At 70.0% G+C, this 25,438-nt stretch carries 20 protein-coding genes; 12 read left to right on the forward strand and 8 right to left on the reverse strand.

Annotated features, from left to right (window positions below; all coding sequences use genetic code 11):
* Positions 1-2: 2 nt before the first annotated feature.
* The 4 genes from ACFOW8_RS21730 to ACFOW8_RS21745 all read left to right on the forward strand — a co-directional run bounded on the left by ACFOW8_RS21730 (position 3) and on the right by ACFOW8_RS21745 (position 7,520).
* Positions 3-959 carry a helix-hairpin-helix domain-containing protein gene (locus tag ACFOW8_RS21730; RefSeq protein ID WP_378553019.1) on the forward strand — a complete coding sequence of 319 codons (957 nt, stop codon included), beginning with the start codon at positions 3-5 and terminating at the stop codon, positions 957-959.
* A 205-nt stretch (positions 960-1,164) separates the two neighbouring features.
* A complete protein-coding gene (locus ACFOW8_RS21735) occupies positions 1,165-4,437 on the forward strand; it encodes a ComEC/Rec2 family competence protein (RefSeq protein ID WP_378553021.1) in 3,273 nt (1,090 codons plus the stop codon).
* Entirely contained in the window at positions 4,434-5,405 is a 972-nt protein-coding gene (gene holA / locus ACFOW8_RS21740) for a DNA polymerase III subunit delta (RefSeq protein ID WP_378553023.1), read from the forward strand. The genes ACFOW8_RS21735 and holA overlap by 4 nt, the downstream gene beginning before the upstream one ends.
* Before the next feature lie 705 nt (positions 5,406-6,110).
* Complete coding sequence (locus ACFOW8_RS21745) at positions 6,111-7,520, forward strand: LCP family protein (protein WP_378553024.1); 1,410 nt, start codon at positions 6,111-6,113, stop codon at positions 7,518-7,520.
* A 6-nt stretch (positions 7,521-7,526) separates the two neighbouring features.
* Here ACFOW8_RS21745 and ACFOW8_RS21750 read toward each other — a convergent pair whose 3' ends face one another.
* A complete protein-coding gene (locus ACFOW8_RS21750) occupies positions 7,527-7,772 on the reverse strand; it encodes a hypothetical protein (RefSeq protein WP_378553026.1) in 246 nt (81 codons plus the stop codon).
* Positions 7,773-7,867: 95 nt separating this feature from the next.
* A complete protein-coding gene (gene rpsT, locus ACFOW8_RS21755; RefSeq protein WP_280221475.1) occupies positions 7,868-8,128 on the reverse strand; it encodes a 30S ribosomal protein S20 in 261 nt (86 codons plus the stop codon).
* 389 nt (positions 8,129-8,517) lie between these two features.
* On the opposite strand from rpsT, the gene ACFOW8_RS21760 reads away from it, so the two are divergent.
* The 4 genes from ACFOW8_RS21760 (at position 8,518) to ACFOW8_RS21775 (ending at position 12,717) form a co-directional block, all read left to right on the forward strand.
* Positions 8,518-10,035: a circularly permuted type 2 ATP-grasp protein gene (locus ACFOW8_RS21760; RefSeq protein WP_378553190.1), complete on the forward strand. Its 1,518-nt coding sequence runs from the start codon at positions 8,518-8,520 to the stop codon at positions 10,033-10,035.
* Between the two features lie 21 nt (positions 10,036-10,056).
* Entirely contained in the window at positions 10,057-11,034 is a 978-nt protein-coding gene (locus ACFOW8_RS21765) for an alpha-E domain-containing protein (RefSeq protein ID WP_378553028.1), read from the forward strand.
* Entirely contained in the window at positions 11,031-11,873 is an 843-nt protein-coding gene (locus tag ACFOW8_RS21770; protein WP_378553030.1) for a transglutaminase family protein, read from the forward strand. The genes ACFOW8_RS21765 and ACFOW8_RS21770 overlap by 4 nt, the downstream gene beginning before the upstream one ends.
* Before the next feature lie 67 nt (positions 11,874-11,940).
* Complete coding sequence (locus ACFOW8_RS21775) at positions 11,941-12,717, forward strand: aquaporin (protein WP_378553032.1); 777 nt, start codon at positions 11,941-11,943, stop codon at positions 12,715-12,717.
* A gap of 61 nt (positions 12,718-12,778) precedes the next feature.
* Here the strand turns inward: ACFOW8_RS21775 and ACFOW8_RS21780 are convergent, their stop codons facing one another.
* A complete protein-coding gene (locus tag ACFOW8_RS21780) occupies positions 12,779-13,330 on the reverse strand; it encodes a type II toxin-antitoxin system PemK/MazF family toxin (RefSeq protein WP_378553034.1) in 552 nt (183 codons plus the stop codon).
* A gap of 69 nt (positions 13,331-13,399) precedes the next feature.
* Here ACFOW8_RS21780 and lepA point away from each other — a divergent pair, with 69 nt between their 5' ends.
* Positions 13,400-15,283 carry a translation elongation factor 4 gene (gene lepA, locus ACFOW8_RS21785; protein ID WP_378553035.1) on the forward strand — a complete coding sequence of 628 codons (1,884 nt, stop codon included), beginning with the start codon at positions 13,400-13,402 and terminating at the stop codon, positions 15,281-15,283.
* 3 nt (positions 15,284-15,286) lie between these two features.
* Here the strand turns inward: lepA and ACFOW8_RS21790 are convergent, their stop codons facing one another.
* Genes ACFOW8_RS21790 through ACFOW8_RS21800 form a run of 3 tightly spaced genes read right to left on the reverse strand, consistent with a single transcriptional unit; the run spans position 15,287 to position 17,665 of the window.
* The gene (locus tag ACFOW8_RS21790; protein WP_378553037.1) at positions 15,287-16,552 is read right to left on the reverse strand and encodes a HAMP domain-containing sensor histidine kinase; all 1,266 of its coding nucleotides are present in this window, start codon (positions 16,550-16,552) and stop codon (positions 15,287-15,289) included.
* The gene (locus ACFOW8_RS21795) at positions 16,549-17,241 is read right to left on the reverse strand and encodes a response regulator transcription factor (protein WP_378553039.1); all 693 of its coding nucleotides are present in this window, start codon (positions 17,239-17,241) and stop codon (positions 16,549-16,551) included. Before ACFOW8_RS21795 ends, ACFOW8_RS21790 begins: the two co-directional genes overlap by 4 nt.
* A gap of 37 nt (positions 17,242-17,278) precedes the next feature.
* A complete protein-coding gene (locus ACFOW8_RS21800; protein ID WP_378553041.1) occupies positions 17,279-17,665 on the reverse strand; it encodes a hypothetical protein in 387 nt (128 codons plus the stop codon).
* A gap of 238 nt (positions 17,666-17,903) precedes the next feature.
* On the opposite strand from ACFOW8_RS21800, the gene ACFOW8_RS21805 reads away from it, so the two are divergent.
* Both ACFOW8_RS21805 and ACFOW8_RS21810 read left to right on the forward strand, forming a co-directional pair.
* Complete coding sequence (locus tag ACFOW8_RS21805; RefSeq protein ID WP_378553042.1) at positions 17,904-19,919, forward strand: hypothetical protein; 2,016 nt, start codon at positions 17,904-17,906, stop codon at positions 19,917-19,919.
* 36 nt (positions 19,920-19,955) lie between these two features.
* Complete coding sequence (locus ACFOW8_RS21810; RefSeq protein ID WP_378553044.1) at positions 19,956-21,755, forward strand: hypothetical protein; 1,800 nt, start codon at positions 19,956-19,958, stop codon at positions 21,753-21,755.
* Here the strand turns inward: ACFOW8_RS21810 and ACFOW8_RS21815 are convergent.
* Positions 21,752-23,722 carry a glycoside hydrolase family 15 protein gene (locus ACFOW8_RS21815; protein ID WP_378553045.1) on the reverse strand — a complete coding sequence of 657 codons (1,971 nt, stop codon included), beginning with the start codon at positions 23,720-23,722 and terminating at the stop codon, positions 21,752-21,754. The two genes, ACFOW8_RS21810 and ACFOW8_RS21815, sit on opposite strands and share 4 nt — an antisense overlap.
* A gap of 117 nt (positions 23,723-23,839) precedes the next feature.
* On the opposite strand from ACFOW8_RS21815, the gene ACFOW8_RS21820 reads away from it, so the two are divergent.
* Entirely contained in the window at positions 23,840-24,088 is a 249-nt protein-coding gene (locus ACFOW8_RS21820; RefSeq protein WP_378553047.1) for a hypothetical protein, read from the forward strand.
* A 272-nt stretch (positions 24,089-24,360) separates the two neighbouring features.
* Here ACFOW8_RS21820 and ACFOW8_RS21825 read toward each other — a convergent pair whose 3' ends face one another.
* Positions 24,361-25,410 (reverse strand): M48 family metallopeptidase, encoded by a 1,050-nt coding sequence (locus ACFOW8_RS21825; RefSeq protein ID WP_378553049.1) that lies wholly within the window; start codon positions 25,408-25,410, stop codon positions 24,361-24,363.
* Positions 25,411-25,438 lie beyond the last annotated feature (28 nt).

Raw genomic sequence — 25,438 nt, forward strand, 5'->3', positions numbered from 1 at the left:
GCATGTCACGACACGAAGAACACGAGCGGGTACGGCAACGGCTTGGTGGGCTGGCGGTACGCGAGCGGTCCGAAGCGGGGGCCGCGCCGGCCGGGCCCGCGTGCGGGATTGCCGACCGCGATACCGAAGGGCGCTGGGACGACGACGAACTGGTGCCGCGGCCCGGGGACGTGCGGCCGCCGGGCTGGCTCGAACCGGGGTCGCAACCCCGTGGTCTGCAACGGCTCGTGCCCGAACGGTTCCGGGGCGCACGAGTCGATCCAGGGCGCCGCGGTGCGCTGGCGCTCGGCGCGGTCGGCGTGCTGGCCGTGGTGTGTACCGGCGTGCTGGTGTTGCGCGACCGGCCGGTCCAGCAGTCGGTGCCGCCGGTGCCCGTCGTCCGCGCCGAGAACCTCGCCGTACCCGGCGAGCAGTCTGCGGTGATTCCCGCGGCGGCGGTGGCCTCGCAGGCGGAGAACACGGAAGTCGTCGTCAGCGTGGTCGGTCTGGTCGAACGGCCCGGCCTGCACCGTCTTCCAGGCGGGTCGAGGATCGCCGATGCCATCGAGATCGCGGGTGGGGCGGGTCGTGGCGCCGACCTGGCCGGGGTGAACCTCGCGCAACGGCTCGCCGACGGCGACCAGGTCGTGATCGGCACTGTCGGACCCGACACGGGTACGCCGCGCCAGGGCAGCGTCATCATCGGCGCTGGCGGCTCGGCGCCCGCCCCGGTGTCCGGCGCACCGCCCGCTGCGGGGTCGACGACCGCGGGTGCCGGCGCGGCAGGCGCGCGCGTCGACCTGAATACGGCGACAGCGGCCGAACTCGATGCGTTGCCCGGTGTCGGCCCCGTGACGGCAAAGGCCATCCTCGACTGGCGCACGGCCAACGGCTCCTTCACCGACGTCGCCCAGCTGAGCGAAGTGGACGGCATCGGCCCGGCCCGCCTCGCCCGCCTTCGCGACCTGGTGACGACATGACCGATCGCGATCCCGCAGGCCGCGGCCGCGGTGCCGGATCTCGCCGCGGTACCGGCGCGGAAGGAACGGATCGTGAGTTCACCGAGTGCTATCCCGACTGCGTCGAACACTCCTACAGCAGTGCGGAATTCGGTTGCTTCGGGCTCACCTCTGTGCTCGGCCCGCGTGGCGACGGGTGCAGGCCCGAGGCCGGCTCGGTCGGCGGATGAGGGCGGCGAACGACGCGGCGGTGGTGGAGCGGGCCCGGCAGGTACTCGACATGCGGTTGGTGCCCGCGGCTGTGGCGTGCTGGGTGGCGACGATTGTCGCGGTGTCGGTGGGGTGGACGGCGGGTGTGGCGCTCGCGATCGGGGCGGTCGTGCTGGCGATCGGGTTGTGGGTGGTGCTGCTGTGGGCGATCGCGCACGAACGGGAGCGGTGGCGGGTAGTCGCGGTGGTCGGACTGGCGACCATGCTGCTCGGAGCGGGATTCGCCGCGGCGGGGGCCTGGCGCGAGCATCAGGTGCAGTCACATCCGCTCCGGGAGTCGTTCGGACGATCGGTGACGGTGCTCGCCACCGTCACCGACGATGCGAAGCCCCTGCGGGCGAGCGGGTTCGGTGGCCAGCGACGGTGGATCGTGCAGGCCGGGCTCCAGGAATTCGGAGGTGGCTCAGCGATCACGCGCGCCGGCGGTACGGTGGTGATTCTCGCGAGTGATGCCCGGTGGGCGAATCTCTCACCGGGACAGGTCATCCGGTTCCGTGCCAGAGTGACCGAACCGAACCGCGCGGATCTCACTGTCGCGACCCTGAACGCCGTCGCCACCCCGGAACGTATCGGCATGCCGCCGTGGTGGCAGCGTGCGGCGACCGCGGTCAGATCCGACCTGGCCGCGGCGGCGGCGCGCGCACTACCTCCTGACGCGGCGGGCCTACTGCCCGCGCTCGTCGTCGGCGACACCTCCGCGCTGTCCGTCGAGGTGCGGGATACGTTCGAAATCGCTGGGCTCCAGCACCTGTGTGTGGTGAGCGGGGCCAACTTCACGATTCTGCTGACCGCGCTACTGGCCTTGACTCGGCTCCTCACGGCGGGCCCGCGGATGGCCGCCGCCGGCGCGGCGGGAGTGGTTGTGCTGTTCGTGGTGCTGGCCCGTCCCGACCCGAGTGTGTTGCGCGCGGCGGCGATGGGTGCGGTGACGGTGCTGGCGCTGCTGACGGGCAGGCGCAAACAGGCGTTGCCCGCGCTCTGCGCCGCGGTGATCGGTTTGCTCGGGGTGGCACCGCAATTGGCGGTGAGCGCCGGATTCGCCTTGTCGGTGCTCGCCACCGCCGGGTTGATCCTGCTCGCGCCGAGCTGGGCGGATTGGCTGCGGGCACGTGGATGGTGGCGGGCGCCCGCGGAGGTTCTCGCGGTGTCGGCGGCGGCGTTCGTTGTCACGGTGCCGCTGATGGTGGCGTTGTCGGGCCGGGTGAGTGTGGTCGCGATCCTCGCCAATGCGCTGGTCGCGCCGGTGGTCGGCGTCATCACGGTGATCGGTGCCGTCGGTACGGTCGTCGCCTGCCTCTGGGCCGATGCCGCGGTGCCGGTGCTGTGGTGCGCGCGGCCACCGCTGCGCTGGTTGCTCTGGGTCGCCGAGCAAGCGGCCGCGATCCCGGGTGCCATGGCGACGGTACCTTCGGGGGCAGCCGCGGGAGTGCTCGCCGCCGCGATAATGGTCGCGGTAGTCGCCTGCCTGTCCTGGGCGAAGACCCGGCGGTTGCTGACCGCGGCGGTGCTCGGCGTGGCGATGGTGCTTGTCCCGGTGCGGCTCTGGCATCCGGGCTGGCCACCGGACGGTTGGGTGCTCGCCATGTGTGATGTCGGGCAGGGGGACGGACTGGCACTGTCCGCCGGTCCCGGCTCGGCGGTCGTGGTCGACACCGGCCCCGACCCCCGCGCGATGCGCCGCTGCCTGAACGAGCTACGCATCGATCGCATCCCGCTCCTCGTCCTCACCCACCCGCACGCCGACCATATCGACGGCCTCGCCGGTGCCCTCCGTGGCCGCACGGTCGACGCCATCGCCACCGCACCCGGCGAACTCCGCACCTCGGGTGGCGTAGTAGCCGAACAGTCCTCGGACTGTCCGGCGTTCGTCCCCCGGATCCTCTCCGGACGGGTGACGTCGGCCGGGCAGTCGGCCGAACCGCTCGATCAAGGCCGACCACCGGATCGGGAGTGGGTGCAACAGCACCGGCAGTCTGACGCAGAGATCCGGCCTGCGGGCCCGCGCGCGATCGATCCGCACGGGTCGGCGGGGCACGAGGTGGTCGACGAGCACCGCCCAGCGGGTTCTTGGTGGGCTGGTCCGCGTCGGTCTGCGCGTGGTGGGCTGGTTGATCCGGCTGGGTGGGCGGGGTCGGTCGGTCTGAGACGATCGCTGGGTCCTGGCGCGTTCGATGTGCGCCGGTCATCTGGTTCGGCGGGGCACGAGGTGGTCGACGAGCACCGTCCAGCGGGTTCTTGGTGGGCTGGTCCGCGTCGGTCTGCGCGTGGTGGGCTGGTTGATCCGGCTGGGTGGGCGGGGTCGGCGGGTCTGAGGCGGCCGCTGGGTCCAGGTACGGTCGATGTGCACCGGTCATCTGGTCCGGCGGCGGTTGGTGCACAGGCGGGCACACGATGGGTTGGCTCGCGCTCGCCCGCGAGTTCCGTGTGGGCCGGAACACGCCTGCGTCCAGGGCCGGACTCTGCCGATCGTCAGCGACAGCCGGGAAAGCGGGTCGTTCGGACCGTACGTTCGAATGTCGAACAGACACAGGAGGATTCCCCGTGCTGGGGCTTCGGCACCGAAGCGGAGGGTCGGTCGGCGGGTCGAGCTGCGCGGGAAGGATCGGCGTCCGGCTCGGAAGGTGATGGCATCGAACGGGTACGCCGCCTCGCCGAATCGGCGCGTATTCCGCTGATGGAACTGCACGCCGGGCTGGAATTGCGGTTCGGGGCCATGGAATTGACGGTGCTGGCTCCGGGGCGGGAGAGCCCGTCCGGATTCGATCTCGACGAGGCGAACGATCGCTCGCTGGTACTGAAGGCTCGTACTGCCGCGGGAACCGTCCTGCTGACCGGTGACATCGAGGGCGCGGCGCAGTCCCGGCTGCTCGGGGGCGGCGATCTGCGCGCCGATATCCTCAAGGTCCCGCACCACGGGTCGCGGACCACCACCCCGGAGTTCCTACGGGCCGTGCGTCCACGGCTGGCGTTGATCAGTTCCGGCTCGGACAACACCTTCGGCCATCCACACCCAGCTGTTGTCACCGCCCTGGCCGCCCTCGGCGCCACCGTTGCCCGCACCGACCAACATGGTGACATCGTGGTGCTCGGCCCCGCGGCCGAGCTGCGCACCGTCACCTCCCGCCGCAGGCGGCCTGCTCGCCTGACTCCGCGACGAACCCCGAGCACCGCGGCCGGAAGAACGGCGGCCGATCCCGTGTCGGTGCCCGAACGTAGGATCGCGTGGTGAGCGAAAGCCCTGCCCCGGTACATCTGGTTCTCGGCGACGAGGAACTGCTGATCGAACGCGCGGTCGCGCGGGTGATCGGGCAGGTGCGCGCCGGTGCGCCCGACCCCGAATCGGTGCCGGTCGACCGGTTGCGCGCCGGTGACGCGAGCACGGCCGAACTGGCGGAGCTGCTCAGCCCGTCGCTGTTCGCCGAGGACCGGGTGATCGTGCTGGAATCGGCAGCCGAAGCAGGCAAGGACGCCGTCGCGGTGATCACCGCGGCCGCGGCCGATCCACCCGCGGGGGTGGTGCTGCTCGTGCTGCACTCCGGCGGTGGCAGGGCGAAGGCGCTCGCCCCCGCGCTGCAGAAGCAGGGCGCGCAGGTCCACGATTGCGCCAAGCTCACCAAGGCCGCCGAGCGGGTGGAGTTCGTTCGGGCCGAATTCCGTGCGGCCGGGGTCAAGGTCGCGCCCGACGCGGTGCAGATCCTGCTCGAGTCGGTCGGATCCGAACTGCGTGAACTGGCCGCCGCCTGTTCCCAGCTGGTGGCCGATACCGGGGGCAAGGTCGACGCGAACGCGGTCCGCCGCTACTACTCCGGTCGCGCCGAGGTGACGGGTTTCGACGTCGCCGAACTCGCCGTGGCAGGCGACCGACCGGCCGCCATGGAAGCGCTGCGCTGGGCCACCGACCGTGGCGTGCCACACGTCCTGCTCGCCGACGCCCTCGCCGATTCGGTGCACACGATCGCCCGGGTCGGCTCCGCGGGTCGGGGTGACCCGTTCAAGCTCGCCCAGCAACTCGGCATGCCCCCGTGGAAGGTCAAGAAGGCCCAGGCCCAGGCTCGCGGCTGGACACCGGCGACCATCGGCACCGCCCTCCAGGTCGTCGCCACCCTGAACGCCGACGTCAAGGGCGGCGCGGCCGACGCCACCTATGCGGTGGAACACGCCCTCGCTCGAATCCTCGAGCTTCGCGCCGCAGGGTGACCCGCGAGCGCCGGGCCTGCGTCGCCGAGCGCGCATCGAGCCCGCTGCCGTCGGGTCCGAATGCCCGGACCGCAGCGATCGCCGACACCGGTCTGCGCGCACACTTATTCGCCGATCGGCCGCAATCGCGACCATTTCGGCGAATAGTGTGCGCGCAGCGCTGATCGTCCGGCAGTCCTGACCGCGCGCGAGCGAGGAGGGTTGCCCGCTGTGGCGCGCTCTCCGCATCGTGGACCGGCCCGGAATCCTCGGCATGGGCCACGGTTCGCCGGGTTCGGACCTGGATTACAGGGTCGGCCGTGGCGGGTGAACCGCGGCAGCTTCGGCCGCGTGTCGGTGGCAGCGCGTCGAGCATCGACGGCACTACACGCAGTGTCGTGACGCGGTGATCGCATCAGGTCATCGAGGTCGAGACACCACGTGCGCGCTCAGATGCTGCGTCGCGTGGCTCGACCAGCGCCAGGTCCTCGGTACGCCCGACGGGCCAGGGGGCCGACCACGCAGTGCCCTCAGGCGCACCGTCGTCGGACACAGCGGCCGACGGGAGACCCCCGCCACGGAGACGGCCGACGTGGTCGGCAGGCGGATTCCGATCGCGGGTCGACCGGCAGCAGACCACACCCGAGCGACGCGCCGGATCGCCGTGCAATCGGGACCTGATCGCGATCCCGCACACCGGTCCCCGCTGGCAGAGTTGAGCACGCCATGGATGACCACGCGGTTGGCCGAAATGGGGAGCGCGGGCGCGCTCTCGGTTCGGCGAGGCGCTGGGGCAGCGGAGTCGTCCGTGGGCTGGCGGCGGGGCTGTCCGCGGCCGTGCTCGCAGTCACCGCGTACGGCTGGTCCACCGCGGGCAGTTTCGACGCGGGGTTCCTGCGGTCCAAGGCGATCGAGAGCGATGCGCCCCATTCCCTCGGGGGTGACCTGAACATCCTGCTGATCGGCCTCGACACCCGGCGCGACCAGCACGGCGACGCGCTACCCGGCGAGATCCTCGACCAGTTGCACGCCGGCGACGGCGACGAGGGCGGGTACAACGCGAACACCCTGATCCTGGTCCACATTCCGGCCGCCATGGACAGGATCGTCGCGGTGTCCGTCCCGCGCGACAACTACGTGCCGGTGAGCGGGATCCCCGGCTACACCCATGCCAAGATCAAGGAGGCCTACGGGCTGAAGAAGCAGGCCGTGCAGGAACAGCTGATCGCCCGCGGCGTCACCGACCGGCGCAGGCTCGAACAGGCGGGCAGGGAGGCGGGGCGGGCGTCGATCGTGCGGGCGGTGCGGGACCTGACGGGGGTGCCGATCGACCGATTCGCCGAGGTCACCCTGGCGGGCTTCTACGATCTGGCCGCCGCGCTCGGCGGCGTGGAGGTGTGCCTCAACAATCCGGTGCGGGACCTGGAGTTCTCGGGCGCCGACTTCCCGGCGGGCCGTCAGCACCTCGACCCAGCCCAGGCCTTGGCCTTCGTCCGGCAACGTCACGGCCTCGAGCACGGTGATCTGGACCGCACCCACCGTCAGCAGGCGTTCCTCACCTCGGTCGCCCGGCAGTTGCGTGGTGCGGGCACGCTCACCGATCCAGCGAAACTCGCGCGGCTCATGGACGTGGCCCACCGTAATATCGTGCTCTCCGACGGCTGGGATATGACCGAGTTCGTGCGCACCCTCGGCACCGCAAGCGATCCGCGGCTGGAATTCCGCACCCTGCCGATCCTGCGCTACGACGTGATCAACGGCCAGGACGTGAACATCGTCGACCGGGTGGCGATCCGCCGTGAGGTGGCGATCGCGTTCGGCACGGCCGCGCCGACGACCACCCGACCAGCCCCGGCACCGGCCGACACGACCGCACCGGCGGACGCGAGGGCACCGGCGGACACGACAGCGCCGACGGACAGGCGGGCACCGGCCGACACCACGGCACCGGTCGGCACGAGAACGCCGATCGACACGAGTGCACCGATCACCACGACGGCACCAGCCGACCCGAGGACGCAGATCGCCACGCCACACGCCCGGCGCACGCTCCCCACAACCGCTCAGGGAACCCCGGATGCGGGCGAGCCGGTCCGCACCGACCTCACCTCCGGCGGGATCCCCTGTGTGGATTGAATGACGCTATTCGCCGACGAGGGACAGCTGCTCGTCGTCGTCCTCGAGGTCCTCGTAGCGTCCGTCCCACTCGTCGTAGTGCGGGACCTCTTCCTCGCGGGTGACGATCCACGCCGCGGTGAGCGCACCGTCCTCGTCGGGGACGAGCACGTTCTCGATCTTGAGGCCGATTCCCAGGATCTCCGCCGCGCGGACCACCTCGGCCAGGTCTTCGCCTCGTACCACCGTCTGATTCGCGTACACCGTCAGCATGGGCGGAATGGTAGCCGACGACAAAAGCCGCCGTGGTCGTCGAGGCCACGGCGGCTGCGTCTTGCGTCATGCGGAGCGGGACAAGCCCGCCCTGATCAGATCTTGTTCAGAGCCAGCGCGAGCGCGGACTTCTTGTTGGCCGCCTGGTTGGCGTGGATGACGCCCTTGGAGGCGGCCTTGTCGAGCTTGCGGCTCGCGAACTGCAGCTGCTCGGCAGCCTTTTCCTTGTCGCCGGCGGCAGCGGCTTCGCGGAAGTTGCGGATCGCGGTGCGCAGCGCGGACTTGACCGACTGGTTGCGCTTGCGCGCCGCCTCGTTGGTACGGATCCGCTTCATCTGGGACTTGATGTTGGCCACGCCTGTATCCTCTGGTTTCCTGTCGCTGGGTGGTATGTCTCGAAAGCTCGTCGGGCGCGCGCCCACGATGCAGCAGATGGTGCTGAACTACGGGTAACACCGCGCCGAAGATCGAGGTTACCAGCTCAGCACCGTGCGACGAAATCGGGCATCGAAAGCCTGGACCGGGCACGGCGGATTTCACCTGAATCAGGTGATGCGAGAAATTTACCTGTGTCTCACACGACCCTGCCCCTGGGTGATGCACAGTTTTTCTCATGACATCCACCACAGCGCCGAGTAAGGCTCGATCTGCATCACCGGCGGTGGTGAGAACCAACGGTCACGCCTCCCACGCCGGCCTGTTCGAGGGGTACGGTCCCGGCCGCTTCGCGGAGGCTTTCGACGAGATGTTCGACGCGGCGGGGCGGGTCCGCGCGCCCTACAAGGGCATTCACGCCGCGATGGCCGCCAATGACGTCGACGACCTGGCCAAGCGCTCGGACGCGCTGGACCGGGCGTTCATCGATCAGGGCATCACCTTCTCGCTGTCCGGGCAGGAGCGGCCGTTCCCGCTCGACCTGGTGCCGCGGGTGATCGCGGCCGCAGAGTGGACCAAGCTGGAGCGCGGTATCAAACAGCGGGTCACCGCGCTGGAGCTGTTCCTCGCCGACGTCTACGGCGAGCAGAACATCCTGCGTGATCAGGTGATTCCCAAGCGGCTGGTCACCTCGTGTGAGCATTTCCACCGGGAGGCCGCGGGCCTGGTCCCACCCAACGGGGTACGCATCCACGTGTCGGGTATCGACCTGGTGCGCGACGAGCGCGGCGACTTCCGGGTGCTCGAGGACAATCTGCGCTCACCGTCGGGTGTCTCCTATGTGATGGAGAACCGGCGCACGATGGCCAGGGTCTTCCCCGACCTGTTCTCCTCGCACCGGGTGCGCGCGGTCGGCGACTACCCGGCCCACCTGCTGCGCGCGCTGCGCGCCTCGGCGGCGCCGAACGAGGCCGACCCGACCGTGGTGGTACTCACGCCGGGTGTGCACAACTCGGCCTACTTCGAGCACTCGCTGCTGGCCAGGCAGATGGGCGTGGAGCTGGTGGAGGGTCGCGACCTGTTCTGCCGCGACAATGTCGTCTATATGCGCACCACCGCGGGGGAGCGGCAGGTCGACGTGATCTACCGGCGCATCGACGACACCTTCCTCGACCCCATGCACTTCCGGCCCGATTCGGTGCTCGGCGTCGCCGGGGTGCTCAACGCCGCCCGCGCGGGCAATGTGGTGATCTCCAGCGCGGTCGGCAACGGTGTCGGCGACGACAAGCTCATCTACACCTACGTGCCGACGATCATCGAGTACTACCTGGGCGAGAAGCCGATCCTGCCCAATGTCGACACCTTCCGCTGCTGGCTCGACGACGAACGCGAGCAGGTGCTCGACCGGGTCGCCGAGCTGGTGGTCAAACCGGTCGAGGGGTCGGGCGGGTACGGCATCGTGATCGGGCCCGACGCGTCCGCGCGCGAGCTGGAGGCGGTCAGGCGCAAGGTCAAGGCCGATCCGCGGGGCTGGATCGCGCAGCCGGTGGTGCAGCTGTCGACGGTGCCGACCAAGATCGGCAACGAGCTGGTTCCCCGGCACGTGGACCTACGCCCGTTCGCGGTCAACGACGGTGACGACATCTGGGTGCTGCCCGGCGGGCTCACCAGGGTCGCGCTGCCTGAGGGCTCGCTGGTGGTGAACTCGAGCCAGGGCGGCGGCAGCAAGGACACCTGGGTACTGGCCGGTCGCTCCGGCCCGGTCGACCGCGAACTGGCAGGCCCGGAACTGGTGAGCGATCCACCGCAGGCCGATTCGTTCGAACTCGGCCGCGAGCTCAGCACGCCGCAGGCCAATCAGCAACAGCAGCAACAACAACAGACGTAACGTCGATCGGGGACTGGACACATGCTTGCTCGCAATGCCGAATCCCTGTACTGGATCGGCCGATACGTCGAGCGCGCCGACGACACCGCGCGCATTCTCGACGTCGCCGTGCACCACCTGCTCGAGGACGCCACCGTCGATGCCGACCGCACCTCCCGGGTGCTGCTGAAGGTGCTCGGTATCGAACCACCCGACGGTCTGCCGCTGGACGTGTGGTCGGTGACCGACCTCGTCGCGTTCAGTCACGACCACGGCGTGTCGATCAGCGATTCGATCGCCAAGGCCCGCGAGAACGCCCGCGGTGCCCGCGAGGTGACCTCGAGCGAGATGTGGGAATGCCTCAACGCCACCTACAACGGGCTGGCGGCGGCGGAGAAGGCGGCGCGTGGCCTCGGCCCGCACGAGTTCTTCTCCTACGTCAAGGACCGGGCGGCGATGTTCACCGGCCTGACCGACTCCACGCTGTCCCGCGACGACGGCTACCGCTTCCTGCTGCTCGGCCGCTCCATCGAACGGGTCGACATGATGGTGCGGCTGCTGCTCTCCCGCGCGGGCGACCGCACCTCCTCGCCTGCCTGGGTGACGGTGCTGCGTTCGGCCGGTGCCCACGACACCTACCTGCGCACTCATCGCGGCGCGCTCGACGCGGCGAGAGTCGCCGAGTTCATCCTGATCGACCGGCTCTTCCCGCGCTCGGTGTTCCACACGCTGCGCGTCGCCGAGGACTGCCTGACCGAACTCGACCAGCGGCCCGGCAGCCGCGTCGGCGCCAGGCACGAGGCGCAGCGGGTGCTCGGCCGGGCACGGAGCGAGCTCGAGTTCCTGCCGCCCGGTGTGCTGCTGGAGGACTTGCAGAACCGCCTGCTCGCCTTGCAGAAATCGTGCCGCGAGGTGAGCGAGGCGGTGTCGCGCCAGTATTTCCACGCCGCACCATGGGTGGCGTGGACCGATGTGCGCAGCAGCGCGGACGGCCGCGTGCCGGTGGAGGGAGAACTGTGAGCTGGCGGATCAGGGTGGTGCACACCACCGGGTATGTCTACGACGCGCCGGTGACCCGGTCGTTCAACGAGGCCAGGCTGACCCCGCGGGCCGACAGCCGACAGAACGTGATCCTCAACCGGGTCGAAACCGTGCCTGCCACCAGGTCGTATCGGTACACCGACTACTGGGGGACCGCGGTCACCGCGTTCGACCTGCACGCCCCGCACACCGAACTGGAGGTGACCGGGTCCTCGGTGGTGGAGACCGAGCCGTTCGCCGAACCGGCGGGCGAACTGAGCTGGGACGACCTGCGCGGCGGTCGGATCGCCGACCGGTTCGACGAAATGCTCAGCCCCACCGCGTATGTCCCGCGCGACCGCAAGCTGTCGACCGTCGCCAAGCAGCTCGCGCGCGGTGAGGAGCCGGCCAAGGCGGTGGTGCGCGCGGCCGAGTGGGTGCACAAGGAGATGGACTACATCGCCGGAACCACCTCGGTGCACACCTCGGCGCTGGAAGCCTTCGCCGAGCGGCGCGGCGTCTGCCAGGACTACGCGCACCTGACCCTGGTGTTGTTGCGCAGCATGGGGATTCCCAGTCGCTACGTTTCCGGGTATCTGCATCCGAAGCCGGGCGCGGAGATCGGCGAAACGGTGGCCGGCCAGTCGCACGCCTGGGTGGAGGCCTGGACCGGCCAGTGGTGGGGATACGACCCGACCAACAACCTGGCCGTCAACGAGCAGCACGTCTCGGTCGGTGTCGGCCGCGATTACGCCGACGTGCCACCATTGAAGGGAGTGTTCTCCGGTGGCGGCTCGACCGACCTCGAGGTCGTTGTCGAGGTGACCCGGCTGGCGTAATGTCCATCTCGCTCGTGCGGACCCCGCTCGCCGCGGGGATGAATCCTCTCGGAAGAGGTGGTAGCCGATGTCGCCCACTGCGCAGGAACTCGTCGAACCGGATGTCGTACCCGAGCACAAGAAATGGGCCGCCGAGGGGTTGGGCACCTTCGTTCTCGTGATCAGTGGTGTCGGCACCGCCGTGCTGGCAGGCGACCGGGTCGGTGCGCTCGGTATCGCGCTCGCCTTCGGCCTGTCCCTGATGTTCCTGGTGTATGCGATCGGCCCGATCTCGGGCTGTCATGTGAATCCGGCGGTCACCCTCGGTCAGCTACTGCTCGGCCGGATTCGCGCGGTGTCCGCGGCGGGCTATGTGATCGCCCAGCTCGTCGGTGCCTTCCTGGCCGGGCTCGTGCTGTTCGCGCTGGCGAAGAATCTGCCGTCGTACGACCGTGCGGTGGACGGGCTCGCCGCCAACGGCTGGGGCGCGCACAGCCCGTCGGCGGCGACCGGTCCGCTGGGTGAGGTGGTCGTGCAGAACGGGTACGGCATGGCCGCGATGATCATCATCGAGGTGATGCTCACCGCGCTGCTGGTCTTCGTGGTGCTCGCCTCCACCGACCAGCTCTCGGATGTGCCGCTGGCCGGGTTGTCGATCGGGGTCACCCTCACCGTGATCCACCTGGTGTCCATCCCGGTGGACTTCACCTCGGTCAATCCCGCCCGCAGCCTCGGCGTCGCGCCCTATCAGGACGGCGCGATGGGCCAGGTGTGGGCGTTCGTGGTGTTCCCGCTGATCGGCGGCGTGCTCGGAGCCCTGGTGTACGGCCTGATCTTCGGCCGCTCACGCGACGTGCTCAGCTAGTCACCCGAACGACGACACCCCGAGCCTGCGCCTGCCGGCTCGGGGTGTCGCGTCGGTGTCCTCAACTCCAGCGGTATTCGGCGACCAGCCGGTGCGCCACCAGATCGAAAGTCCTGCGTTCGACGATCGCGCCCTCGCGCCGGATGCCGTCCTCCGGCACGTCGAGCACCCGGTCCAGCCGGACCCAGCTCGGCCTGCCGTCGTGATCCCACGGCCCCGAACCGATCCCGATCCAGTTACGGTCGTGCGCGCGTTCGGGTTTGGACGACAGCATCAGGCCCAGCAGCGTCCGGCGATCACGCCCGACCACCAGCACCGGCCGGTCCTTCCCGTTGGTCGGGTCCTCCTCGAACGGCACCCAGGTCCACACGATCTCCCCAGGGTCGGCGCGCCCGTCGAGCTGCGGGCAATAGACGATCTGCCGGGCGCGATGGGCGGTGGGGACCGGGGTGGACGCGGTCGGGCGCACCGCTACGGTGGGTTCCGGCTTGGTCGACAGCGCCCCCACCAGTTTGTCGAGCAGCCTCGGGCCCTGCTTGCGCACGATCTTCGGCCCCTGCTCCTTGGCGATCACGCCGAGTTGCTTGCCGAGAGTGTTCCAACTGCTGGCCATCCCTGAAATATAACGGTGCACGGGGCTTCGGTGCACCGGTGACAGAGCCGCTGATCCCGCCATGGGACGATGGACGCAGTTCGCCGATACCCCTCGAGGAGTGGAGTGGCTTCCAGCTTTGCCGATACGACGTTCACCGATCCGTCCCGGATCAGGAACTTCTGCATCATCGCGCACATCGACCACGGCAAGTCGACCCTGGCCGATCGGATGCTGCAGCTCACCGGTGTGGTCGAGGAGCGGGCCATGCGCGCCCAATACCTGGACCGGATGGACATCGAGCGCGAGCGCGGCATCACCATCAAGGCACAGAACGTCCGGCTGCCCTGGACCGTCGACGGCGAGGACTTCGTCCTGCACATGATCGACACGCCGGGCCACGTCGACTTCACCTACGAGGTGTCGCGCGCGCTCGAGGCGTGTGAGGGCGCGATCCTGCTGGTCGACGCCGCCCAGGGCATCGAGGCGCAGACGCTGGCGAACCTGTACCTGGCGATGGAACGCGATCTGGCGATCATCCCGGTGCTGAACAAGATCGATCTGCCCGCCGCCGACCCGGACCGCTACGCCGCCGAGATCGCCCACATCGTTGGCTGCGAACCCGACGATGTGCTGCGTGTGTCGGGCAAGACCGGCGTCGGCGTCGACGCGCTGCTGGACAAGGTGATCGCCGAGGTGCCCTCGCCGGTCGGCGACGCCGAGGCACCGGCCCGCGCGCTGATCTTCGACTCGGTCTACGACACCTACCGCGGCGTGGTCACCTACGTGCGTGTCGTCGACGGCAAGCTCACCCCGCGCCAGAAGATCAAGATGATGTCCACCGGCGCACAGCACGAACTGCTCGAGATCGGTATCGTCTCGCCCGAGCCGAAACCGACGCAGGGGCTCGGCGTCGGCGAGGTGGGGTATCTGATCACCGGCGTGAAGGATGTGCGTCAGTCGAAGGTCGGCGACACCGTCACCACCGCCCGCGACGGCGCCGCGCAGGCGCTGGCCGGCTACCAGGAACCGCGGCCGATGGTGTACTCGGGCCTGTACCCGGTGGACGGCTCGGACTACCCGGATCTGCGCGACGCGCTGGACAAGCTGCAGCTCAACGATGCCGCGCTCACCTACGTGCCGGAGACCTCGGTGGCGCTCGGCTTCGGCTTCCGCTGCGGCTTCCTCGGCCTGCTGCACATGGAGATCACCCGCGAGCGGCTGCAGCGCGAGTTCGGACTCGACCTGATCTCCACCGCGCCCAACGTGATCTACCGGGTGGTGATGGAGGACGGTACCGAACACGTCGTCACCAACCCGTCGTACTGGCCGGAGGGCAAGGTGCGCCAGACCTTCGAGCCGATCACCAAGTGCACCGTGATCGCGCCGAGCGAGTTCGTCGGCACCATCATGGAACTGTGTCAGAGCCGCCGCGGCGAACTGCTCGGCATGGACTACCTGTCGGAGACCCGCGTCGAGATGCGGTACACGCTGCCGATGGCCGAGATCATCTTCGACTTCTTCGACTCGCTCAAGTCGCGGACCCGCGGCTATGCGTCGCTGGACTACGAGGAGGCGGGCGAGCAGTCCTCCGCCCTGGTGAAGGTCGACATCTTGCTCCAGGGCGAGGCTGTCGACGCGTTCAGTGCCATCGTGCACAAGGACGCGGCCCAGGCCTACGGCAACAAGATGACCACCAAACTGCGCGAACTCATCCCGCGTCAGCAGTTCGAGGTGCCCATCCAGGCCGCGATCGGCTCGAAGATCATCGCCCGCGAGAACATCAGGGCGATCCGCAAGGACGTGCTCGCCAAGTGCTACGGCGGTGACATCAGCCGTAAGCGCAAGCTGCTGGAGAAGCAGAAGGAAGGCAAGAAGCGGATGAAGACCATCGGCCGGGTCGACGTGCCGCAGGAGGCCTTCGTCGCCGCGCTGTCCTCGGACGCGGCCTCGGACAAGCCGAAGGGCAAGTAGGCCTCACCCCGGTTCGGCCGCGACGCGCACCGACAGTCGCGTCCCGCCGAGCGGGCTGGCGGTGAGTTCAGCACTGCCACCGTGTAATTCGGCCTGCTGGTGAACCAGCGCGAGGCCGAGTCCCGACCCGGGCGAGCCCGGCCGTTTGGCGAACCGCTCGAACGCGGTGGGGGACAGCTGGTCCGGGATACCGGTGCCGTTGTCGTCGACGGTGATCGTGACGCCGTCGTCGTCGGCGTGCGCGGCGACCGCGATCTCGGTGGCATCGCCGTGCAGTATCGCGTTGGTGACGGCGTTGGTGACGATCAGCAGGATGCCGCCGGGCAGACCGGTCATCGGGACCGGATCGCACGCGGTGAGCGCGATGTCGGCGGCGGGGTGCGCGCGGCGCGCGTTCTGTACGGCGCGGTCGAGTGTCTCGCACAGCTCGAACGGTTCGAACGCGTCACGATCGGTGAGCTCGCCAACGGCGAGGCGCTCCAGGTCGGTGAGGGTGCGTTCGATCTGGCCCTCGGCGGCGAGCACGTCGGCCAGCACGGTCGCACGCTGCTCGGCGGGCAGGTCGGTACCTGCCAGCACCTGCAGGTCGGTGCGCATCGCGGTGAGCGGGGTGCGCAGCTCGTGCGCGCAGACCGCCGCGAAATCGCGGGCGCCTGCCAGCGCTCTGCCGGTCTCGCCGTGCGCGGTCTCGAGCCGGGCCAGCATCCTGGTGATCGCGTCGGAGAGTTCCTCGGCCTCGCGCACGCCGCGCCCCGACAGCGGCGGCAGCTCGTCGAGAGTATCGATCTCGTGCGTCGCGGTGGCGAGCCTGCGCAGCGGGCGGGCGGCGAAACCGGCGAGCACCCAACCCAATCCGGCGGCGGCGAGCACCCCGGCCACCCCGATGCCGAGGCCGATCAACTGACTGCGGGTGATGGCGGCGTCGACGCGCTCCCGATCGGGATCCAGCCGCACCAGCAGGCCGGGTGCGCCGAGTACCGGCGCCACGCCGCGATCGGCGGTGTCGGATCGGAAGGTGCCCGGTGGGCGGGGCTGGTCGGGGAGTTCGGGCAGCGGCTGCGCGGGACCGGGCACCGGCAGCGCGGGAACGCTACCGTCGTCCGGCACCGCGAGGACCCGCATGGTGGAGACCGTCTGATCGAGCTGGCGGGTGCCCGCCACCTGCAGCAGCGCCGCGTAGGTGAAGCCGAGGGTGACAGTCACCAGCGCGGCCACCACCGCCGACACGACCGCCACCCGCGTCCGCAGCGACCACGAACCGCGCCTCACGGGCGCTCACGCAGCACGAAACCGACACCGCGCACGGTGTGCACCACTCTGGCGGCACCGTCGGTCTCCAGTTTGCGCCGCAGATAGGACACGAAGACGTCGACCACGTTGGTGTCGGTGGGGAAGTCGTAACCCCAGACGGCGGACAGGATCTGCTCGCGCCCGAGCACGATGCCCACGTTCTCGGCCAGCAATGCCAGCAGTTCGAATTCGCGCTTGGTGAGCTCGACCTGGCGACCGCCCGCGTACACCCGGTGTCCGGCCGGGTCGATCTCCACCGCGCCCACCCGGACCGTCGTGCCCCGCGGCGCCACGGCGGCGGCGCGCCGGCGCAGCAGCGCGCGCAACCGGGCGATCAGTTCGCCGAGATCGAACGGTTTGGTCAGGTAGTCGTCGGCGCCGCGTTCCAGCGCGGCGATCCGGTCGGTCACCGCGCTGCGGGCGCTGAGCACACAGATGGGGATGTCGTCGCCCATCGCCCGCAACGCGGTCACCACGCCGACACCGTCGAGCTCTGGCATGTTCACATCGAGCACCATGGCGTCGGGGGTGGCCGATCGCACCAGGGCGAGCGCGGCGGCGCCGTCACCCGCGGTGATGACGTCGAAGCCGGAGAGTTCGAGGCCACGCCGCAGCGACGCGAGCACGCGGACCTCGTCGTCGACGACCAGGATCTGCTGTCCGGTCATGCGCCCACCCTAGTGCGATTCATTTCTTCCCCCCAGGTCAGCGTGGTCGGCTCGGGGCGATGACGATGGGTCCGTCCGGGGCGGGGACGGTGGTCCGCTCGCCGTCGGGGCCGATCCGCACGCACTCACCCGGCTCGCCCGGCGGCAGCGGGAGGGCGGGCCGGAACTGGGCGGGCTCGCCCGGCGCGACGGGGCGGGTCCGGTCGAAGTGCGCACGGTCACCGGGTTCGGCATGTTCGATCCGTACCCGCGGGCCCGCCGGTGGGGCGGGCTCGCCGGGGGCACCGCACAGGACCAGCGTGTGGTCACCGTGGTCGGCGGTGCGGGCGGGGTCGGCGGCCGCGGCACCGGCGACGGCGGCGGTGAGCGCGGCGGCGCCGCCGAGGACGGCGACCAGCCTGCGCAGGGACGACGATCGGGTCATAGTGGATCTCCTCACAAGGGTTTCGCCGATCGGACCGACCGGCGAAACCGACGCTAAGCAGCCCGTCTTCAGGCTTTGTTGAGCAATCGTTAGAGTTCTCTTGGGATCGCGGGCCCCCGATTCCACCGGGTCGCCGAAACTCGTTGCTCGCCATAAAGTGGGTGCCTACAGTGTTGGATGATCTTCACTTCGCTCGAACGTGGTGGGGGGCCGACAGTGAGCGAATGTTGGAGCATTGATGACGCGTGAACTGCCTATCGATGACGAGGCCGCGCCCGCGGCCGGTGGCGATCTGGCCTACCGGGTCGCCAACGGCGTCGCCCGGGTAGCCAGGGCCGGTGCCTATGTCACCGGCGGCGCGCTGGTCGCGACGAACACCCCGGCACCCGCGCCGACTCCGGGGACGAGCAATGCCGACAGCCGGTGGGCAGGCTGGTCGACGCAGACCGTGCCCGGCGACCCGAGCCCCGACGCACCGAGCCCGGTGATGACCTTCCCCGATCTCACCGAGAACGATCTGCCGATCCCCGACGCCGGGCCGTTCGCCCCGTTCGGCGACTCCCCGTTCGATGCGAGGCCGCAGCCGGAGTCCGAGGTCACGATGGTGGGGCGCTCCACCGAATCCGACTGGCGTTCGGAGATTCCCGGCTCCGACGGCGACACCGAGCTGCGGATCCCCGGGTCGGGGCAGACCTCGTCCGGCATCGGCGTCCCGTCCTACGAGTCCGCGCCGAGCACGCCAGGCCTCGGCCTCGACGACGACAACCCGTTCGCGCCCGGCGGTCCCGGTCTCGGGCTGCCCGGCCAGGGGATGGGTATCCCCGGCTTCGACGGGTTGCCGGGCCAGGGGATCGGTATTCCCGGCTTCGACGGGCTGCCCAAGTTCGGCGATGCCACCGATTCGGTCGCGGCGAAGCCGGGCGATGGCCCGTTCGACGGGATCGGCGACATGTTCGACGGTATCGGCGCGATGGTGAACACCGAGTGGCAGGTCGACGCGCATGTCGGCACCGACGGCGTGTGGTTCACCTCGCAGATGAAGATCACCGGCCAGGTCGGGCAGGTCGGCGATCAGCTCGACGACTACGGCAAATGGCTCGGCGACGGCATCAAGGTCCCCGGCGGCGCCGACAGTGGTATGACCTCGCCGACCGGACCGAGTCTGCCCGGTTCGTCGTCGGGCGGCTCCGGTCTGCCCGGCAGCACGGCCACCCCGAGCGGGGTGGCGCCGACGGGTGTGGCTCCGGCGGGTGCGGCGCCGCTGCCCGCAGCGCCCGCGCCGGTCGCGCCAGTGGCTCCCGCGCCCGCCGCGGTCGCCCCGGCGCCGGTCGCTCCGGCACCGGTGGCTCCCGCCCCGATCGCGCCCGCGCCCGCGCCCGCTCCGGTCCCGCTCGCTCCCGTCGCCCCAGCGCCCGCGCCCGCCGCCGTCGCGCCCGCCGCGCTCAGCCCGGTGGTCAGCACCCCGCTGCAGACCACGATCCAGCCCGATGCCGCGTCCACCCCGATCGCGAACGTCTTCGGTGGCACGGGCTCGGCCGCGCCGCTGACCGCGCCCGCCGCCGCGGTACCCGACCTGTTCACGCCACCGACACCGACGACGAAACCGGTCGAGGTGCCCGATGTGTCCGGTGGTGGTGGCACCAGCCCGTCGACCGCTCCGGTGACCGCACCGCCGCCTGTCCCGACCGTCGATCCGGACATCCCGACAACGGTGCAGGTGCCGACGGTGACCGTGCCGACGATGCCCGCGGTCACCGTGCCGCCGACCGCGGGCACCGGACCGGGAACCACACCGACCGTCCCGACCGACGTCGGCACCGAGCCGGGGACCGGTACCGGCGGCGCCACCACACCCTCGACCGCGCCGACCCAGCCGACCGTCGACGTGCCGGACCCGACCGGATCCACCCCGACAGCCACGGTCCCCACCCAGCAACCGACCGTGCCGACCACGCAGCCGACCGCCCCGACCCAGCAGCCGACGGTGCCGGTTCAGCCGGTGCCGACCAAGCAGCCGACCGTGGACATCGATCCGCCCGGTGTGGTCACCCCGCCGCCGGTCGTCACCGTGCAGCCGACCGTCGCCCCGGTGAAGCCGCCGGTCGTCGACGCCAAGCCGATCGCCGCCGATGTCGACCACCACGCGGGCAGTTACCATGGCGTGTCGGCCGGTCTGTTCGATTCCGGCCTCGGCGGGGCAAGCCAGCAGGCCGCGGTGTTTCCCACCGAGCACCATGGGTATGACTTGATCTAGTTTGCCTCAGCGCATGCAACGAGAGTGAGGAAAAGGTTGGCTGCCGCTGCCGGATTGCAGGCCGCGACGGTGAAACACCCGGACGTGATGGCTCCGGTCGTATCGCTTGTCGACGAACTGCGGGATCTGGTCCGCACCAGCGGTCGTGACGACCTCGACGCCCGGCTCGGCATGGTCCGGGCCAGGCTCACCGACCCCAGGGTGCGCCTGGTCGTCGTCGGCGAATCTCAGGCGGGGATGAGCACCCTGGTCAACAGCATGATCGGTACCCCGGTCAGCGCCACCGACGGCAAGCCCAGCGTTCCGGTCATCGTGGAGTACGGTCCGACGCCGGCCGCGACACTGGTCAAGTCGGCGCCGCGTGGCCGGGTCGAACGCCTCTCGGTCGATCCGCTGAATCCAGGCCCCGCGCTGACCGCGCTCGGCGTGCTCCGCGCGGAATTCGCCGAGCCGAGCGCGCTGCTGGCCGACGGCATGGTGGTGATGGACGCGCCCGGCGCCGTTGCCAACGAGAGCGCGGCGTGGTCGATGATCGCCGCCGCCGACGTGGTGCTCTATGCCACCGATTCCGCCGCCGAACTCACCGAGCGCCAGCTGGACTACCTGCGCCGGGTCGAGCAGGTGTGCCCGTCGGTGGTGTGTGTGCTCACCAAGATCGACCGCAACCCGCACTGGGCGCTGACCCAGCGCCGCAATCGCGCGCTGCTCGACGGCGCCGGGCTGAACTTCGCGGTCGCCCCGGTGTCGGCGGTGCTGCACCGGCGGGCGGGCGAATCGGGCGATCAGCAGCTCGACATCGAATCCGGCGTCCCGCAGCTCATCGACCACCTGCGCGACTATGTGGTGGCCCAGGCTGATTCGGTCGCCATCGTGGCCGCCGTCCGGGACATGACGCGGATCACCGACCAGCTCGGGGTCATTCTGCGCGCGGAGGCCGACACCCTGCGTGACCCGCGCAGGCGCGCCGAGATCACCCAGCGGCTCGCCGCGGCCCGCGCCGAGGCCGATCAGCTGCGCCAGCGCACCGCCACCTGGCAGGTCACCCTGGTCGACGGCAGCGCCGAACTCACCGCCGATATCGAACACGATCTGCGTCACCGCCTGCGCACCCTGGTCCGCGAGGCCGAGGCCGAGATCACCCGCTCCGATCCGGCCCGCAAATGGTCGGAGTTCGCGACCGAACTCGACGCGCGGATCTGTGAGGCCGTCGAGGAGAACTTCGTGATGGCGCACTACCGCGCCGTCGAACTCGCCGAACAGGTGGCTGCGAAGTTCCCGCCGGACAACCGCACCCCGCCGCTGCCCGAGCTGCGCCTGAGCAACCCCGGCGACGTGCTGGAACCCGTGCAGTCGCTGGAGGCACTCGAAACCGCCAAATCCGCCATCGGCCAGCACATGCTCTCGGCACTGCGTGGTTCCTACGGTGGCATCCTGATGGTGGGTCTGGCCACCAGCCTGCTCGACATGGGGCTGGTCAACTGGTATTCGGCGGGGGCGGGCGTCCTGCTCGGCGTGAACGCGCTCTTCGATGAACGGCGCAGCCGCAAACAGCGCAGGCAGGCCGAAGCCAAGGTCGCCGTCGCCAGGCTCGCCGACGACGTGATCTTCCAGGTGGGCAAGGAATCCCGCAACCGGCTGCGCACTCTGCAGCGGGTACTGCGCGACCACTACACCGAGATCGCCGCCGAGGTCGGCCGCACCGCCGAGGAAGCCCTGCGCGCCGCCGAGGAGACCGGCCTGCGCTACGGCGACCAGCGGGAGCTGCGCCTCACCGAGATCGATGCGGGGCTGCGCACGCTGGCCGGCCTGCGCGAACGCGCCGAACGCCTGGCCTAGTTCGGCCGGTTCGACGGGGAATGGGCGGGCTGGAACTGGCCTGCCTGCCGGGAATCCTCGGCCCTGATCACGTGCGTCACGGCGTTGATCAGCGCCAGATGCGTGAACGCCTGCGGGAAGTTGCCGAGGTGCCTGCCGGTGTGTGGGTCGATCTCCTCGGCGTAGAGCCGCAGCGGGCTGGCCAGGCCGAGCAGCCGCTCGCACAGCTGGGTCGCGCGTTCGAGCTCGCCGATCTCCACCAGCGCCGACACCAGCCAGAACGAGCAGATGGTGAAGGTGCCCTCCTCACCGGCGAGCCCGTCGTCGGTGGTGTCGGTGTCGTAGCGCAGCACCAGGCCGTGCACGGTGAGCCGGTCGGCGATGGCGAGCACCGTGGCCTTCACCCGGTGGTCCTCCGGCGGCAGGAAGCGGGTCAGCACCACCATCAGCAGGGAGGCGTCCAAGGTGTCGCCGCCGTAGGTCTGGGTGAACACGCCATCGGCGTCCACTCCGTTGGCGAGCACATCGTCGCGGATCTCCTCGGCGATACCGAACCATTCGGTGGCCCGCTCGTGCTGGCCGTGCAGCTGGGCCAGCCGGGCGCCGCGATCGAGCGCGACCCAGCACATCACCTTCGACGAGGTGAAATGCTGTGGCGCCCCGCGCACCTCCCAGATGCCGCGATCGGGTTCGCGCCAGCGCGCGATCGCGGCATCCACGGTGCGTTCCAGCATGGGCCACAACGACTCCGGCACCTGCTGACGTGACTTCACATGCAGGTACACCGCATCGAGCATGGTGCCCCAGATGTCGTGCTGGTCCTGGTTGTAGGCGGCGTTGCCGATGCGGACCGGCCGCGAGTTGTCGTAACCGGACAGCTCGGGCAGTACCTCCTCGGTGATCCGGCGTTCCCCGCCGATGCCGTAGAGCACCTGCAACGGCAGGGCGTCGCCGTCCTCGCCGGTGGTCGCGTCGTTGAGGAAGTTGAAGAAGTCGTTAGCCTCGCGGTCGAGCCCGAGGGTGTACAGGCCCCACAGCGCGAAGCTGGCATCGCGCACCCAGGTGTAGCGATAGTCCCAGTTGCGTTCCCCGCCGGGGGTTTCCGGGAGCGAGGTGGTGGCGGCGGCGATCAGCGCGCCGGTCGGGGCGTAGGTGAGGCCCTTGAGCGTCAGGGCGCTGCGCTGGAGATAGCTGCGCCACGGATGATCGGGGAAGTCGCCGAGCGTGATCCAGCGGCGCCAGCACTCGGCGGTCGTCCACATCTTCGCTGCCGCCTCGTCGAAGGTGGCGGGCGCGGGCAGATCCGACCAGGACAGCGCGACGAACACCGCGTCGCCCTCACTCATCCTGGTGCGCGCCCGCGCCTCCCTGCCCTCCAGACCGAGCCGTAGATCGGTGTTGAGCACCAGGGACGGCCCGTTCTCCGGATGGTTCAGTGCCACCGCCGTCGCCTGCTCATAGACCTTGCCGGTGTACTCCCAGCGGGCCCCGCCCCGGTGGTAGTCCAGCGACGGCTGACAGCTCATCTCCAACTCGACCGTGCCGCTGACACACTTCACCGTCCGCAACAGCAGGTGCTCGGCATCCCAGTCCATCGGCGTGCGGCGGTGGGTCTTGGAGCGGGCGATGTTGTTGTGCCACGGCCCGAGTACTAGCGCGTCGCGCACGATCAGCCAGCCGGTCTCGGTCTGCCAGGTCGTCTCCAGGATCATCCCGCCGGGCAGGTAGCGGCGCGCGGCCGGGACATGTTTGCCGTACGGCCCGATCCGGAAATGGCCGGCGCTGCGGTCCAGGATGGCACCGAACACGCTGGGCGAATCGGGGCGGGGCACACACATCCACTCGACCGAGCCGCTACTGGCTATCAGGCAGCTCGTCTCGCAATCGGACAGGAACGCGTAGTCGTCGATCGGCGGGAACGCGCCACGGCGACCGCTGGAGGAGACCGGACTCAGAATCGGCAGACTGTCGGCGCTGGAAGACTCCATACCCCATCATCACGGCGCGGCCGGGCACTCGTCCACCGTGTGCGGGACACCGCAGCGACGAAGCCAGGTCACAGCCACGGAATTCGTCCGTTCACGACGACCGACTAGTCTGGTCGCGTGCAACGCATCGCAGGTTGGTGGGACGGCTTCGAACTCTGGGTAGCCGGGCTGCCCTTCATCCCCCAGTTCCTCGTCGTGCTGGTCGGCATGGTGCCGATCAGCTTCGCCATCGCCTTCCTGCTCGACCGCTCGCTGCGCGCGATCTTCCGTTTCCTTCGCCGCGCCGAGCCCATCGACAACGAGCCGATCCCGGTCCTGCCCGCGCAGGCCCCGGTGCGCCCGACCGTGGGCAGCGGGGCCCGCTGATGCCACGTTCCCGCGTTCAGCTCGCCCTCGTCGCCCTCCTGGTCCTCGTCGTCATCGCCTGGTTGTTCACTGTGTAGTTGGAGCGCTGGCGCGCTCGAGTCGCGGCCCCTAGGGGCCGCCGGTCAGCGCTCGAGACTCGCGCCTGCGGCGCATGCGCTTCGAGCGCTGACCGGCGACCCGGCCGCGACCAGCCGCTGCGCGGCTGCCGCTCCTCGGGGTCGCGGGTGCGGAGCTGGGTTGGGTGCTGAGTGGTGGTTCAGGCTGTCTGCCGGCTAGTTCTTGCGCCAGTCCGACAGGCGTTTGCCCAGGTCGGCGACGGTTTGACCGACTTCATGGCCGACCGTGGTCACCGCGGCGCCCACATCGCGGCCGAGGTCGCGGACCGTGCGGACCAGCAGGTCGTCGGACTGGTCGAAGGACTCGCGGTAGCTGCGGGCGGCGTGTTTGACTTCCTCGCTGATCCGCGCGTTGCGGTCCTGGTCGCGACGCGGGTAGGTGCCGCCGAGCACCCGGTCGTAGTCGCCGGACTGGATCCAGCGGCGCAGTTCGGCGGCGCGCAGCACGGAGAACGGATGCGACTGCAGCTCCAGGTTCAGCAACTTGAGTACGCCGTCGCGCAGATCACCGGAGCGCAGGTAGTCGTCGGCCTGGTCGAGGAAGGCGCCGTGGTTCATCTCCCTCAGCCAGGTGCCGCCCGCGGTCTTCATATGCACCCGCACCGAGGCCTCGACGTCCTGGCAGCACAGCAGACCGGCCCGGTCACCGGACAGCTCCGACTTGCGGCTCCACTCCATCAACGCGGCCACGATCGCCCGCAGTGCCCAGCCACCGCCCGGCATCCAGCCGATCGACGCCGACAGTCGCAGCAGATGCATCAGCATCGTGCGGTACACCGCGTGCCCGGACAGGGCGTGGCCCAGTTCGTGCCCGATGACGAAACGCAGCTCCTCGGTGTCCATCAGATCCAGCAGCCCGGTGGTGAGCACGATGAACGGCTTGTCCATCCCGATGGTGAACGCGTTCACATGCGGGTCCTGCAGGACATACATCTCCGGCGTCGACTCCGCGTCGAGCACGCCGACGCAGTCGGCCCGCAGCTGGTGCAGTGTGCGGAACTGGCGCTCGTCCACCCGGACCGCGGTCGCCAGATACAGCAGCCGGTGCTGCCGCTCGCGCAGCAGGCTCGACAGCGCCTTGAGCACCGTGTCGAACCCGGTCAGCGCCCGCAGCGCGACCAGCGCCGTGCGGTCGGCCGGGTGTTCCCAGGCGCGGGTGCTGATCTCGGGAAAACGCACGCGTACGCGGTCAGGAGCCATGGTCATGGAATGAAATCCCCCCTGTGTGTGGAAC

Source organism: Nocardia rhizosphaerae (genome assembly GCF_042650365.1).
GTDB lineage: Bacteria > Actinomycetota > Actinomycetes > Mycobacteriales > Mycobacteriaceae > Nocardia > Nocardia rhizosphaerae.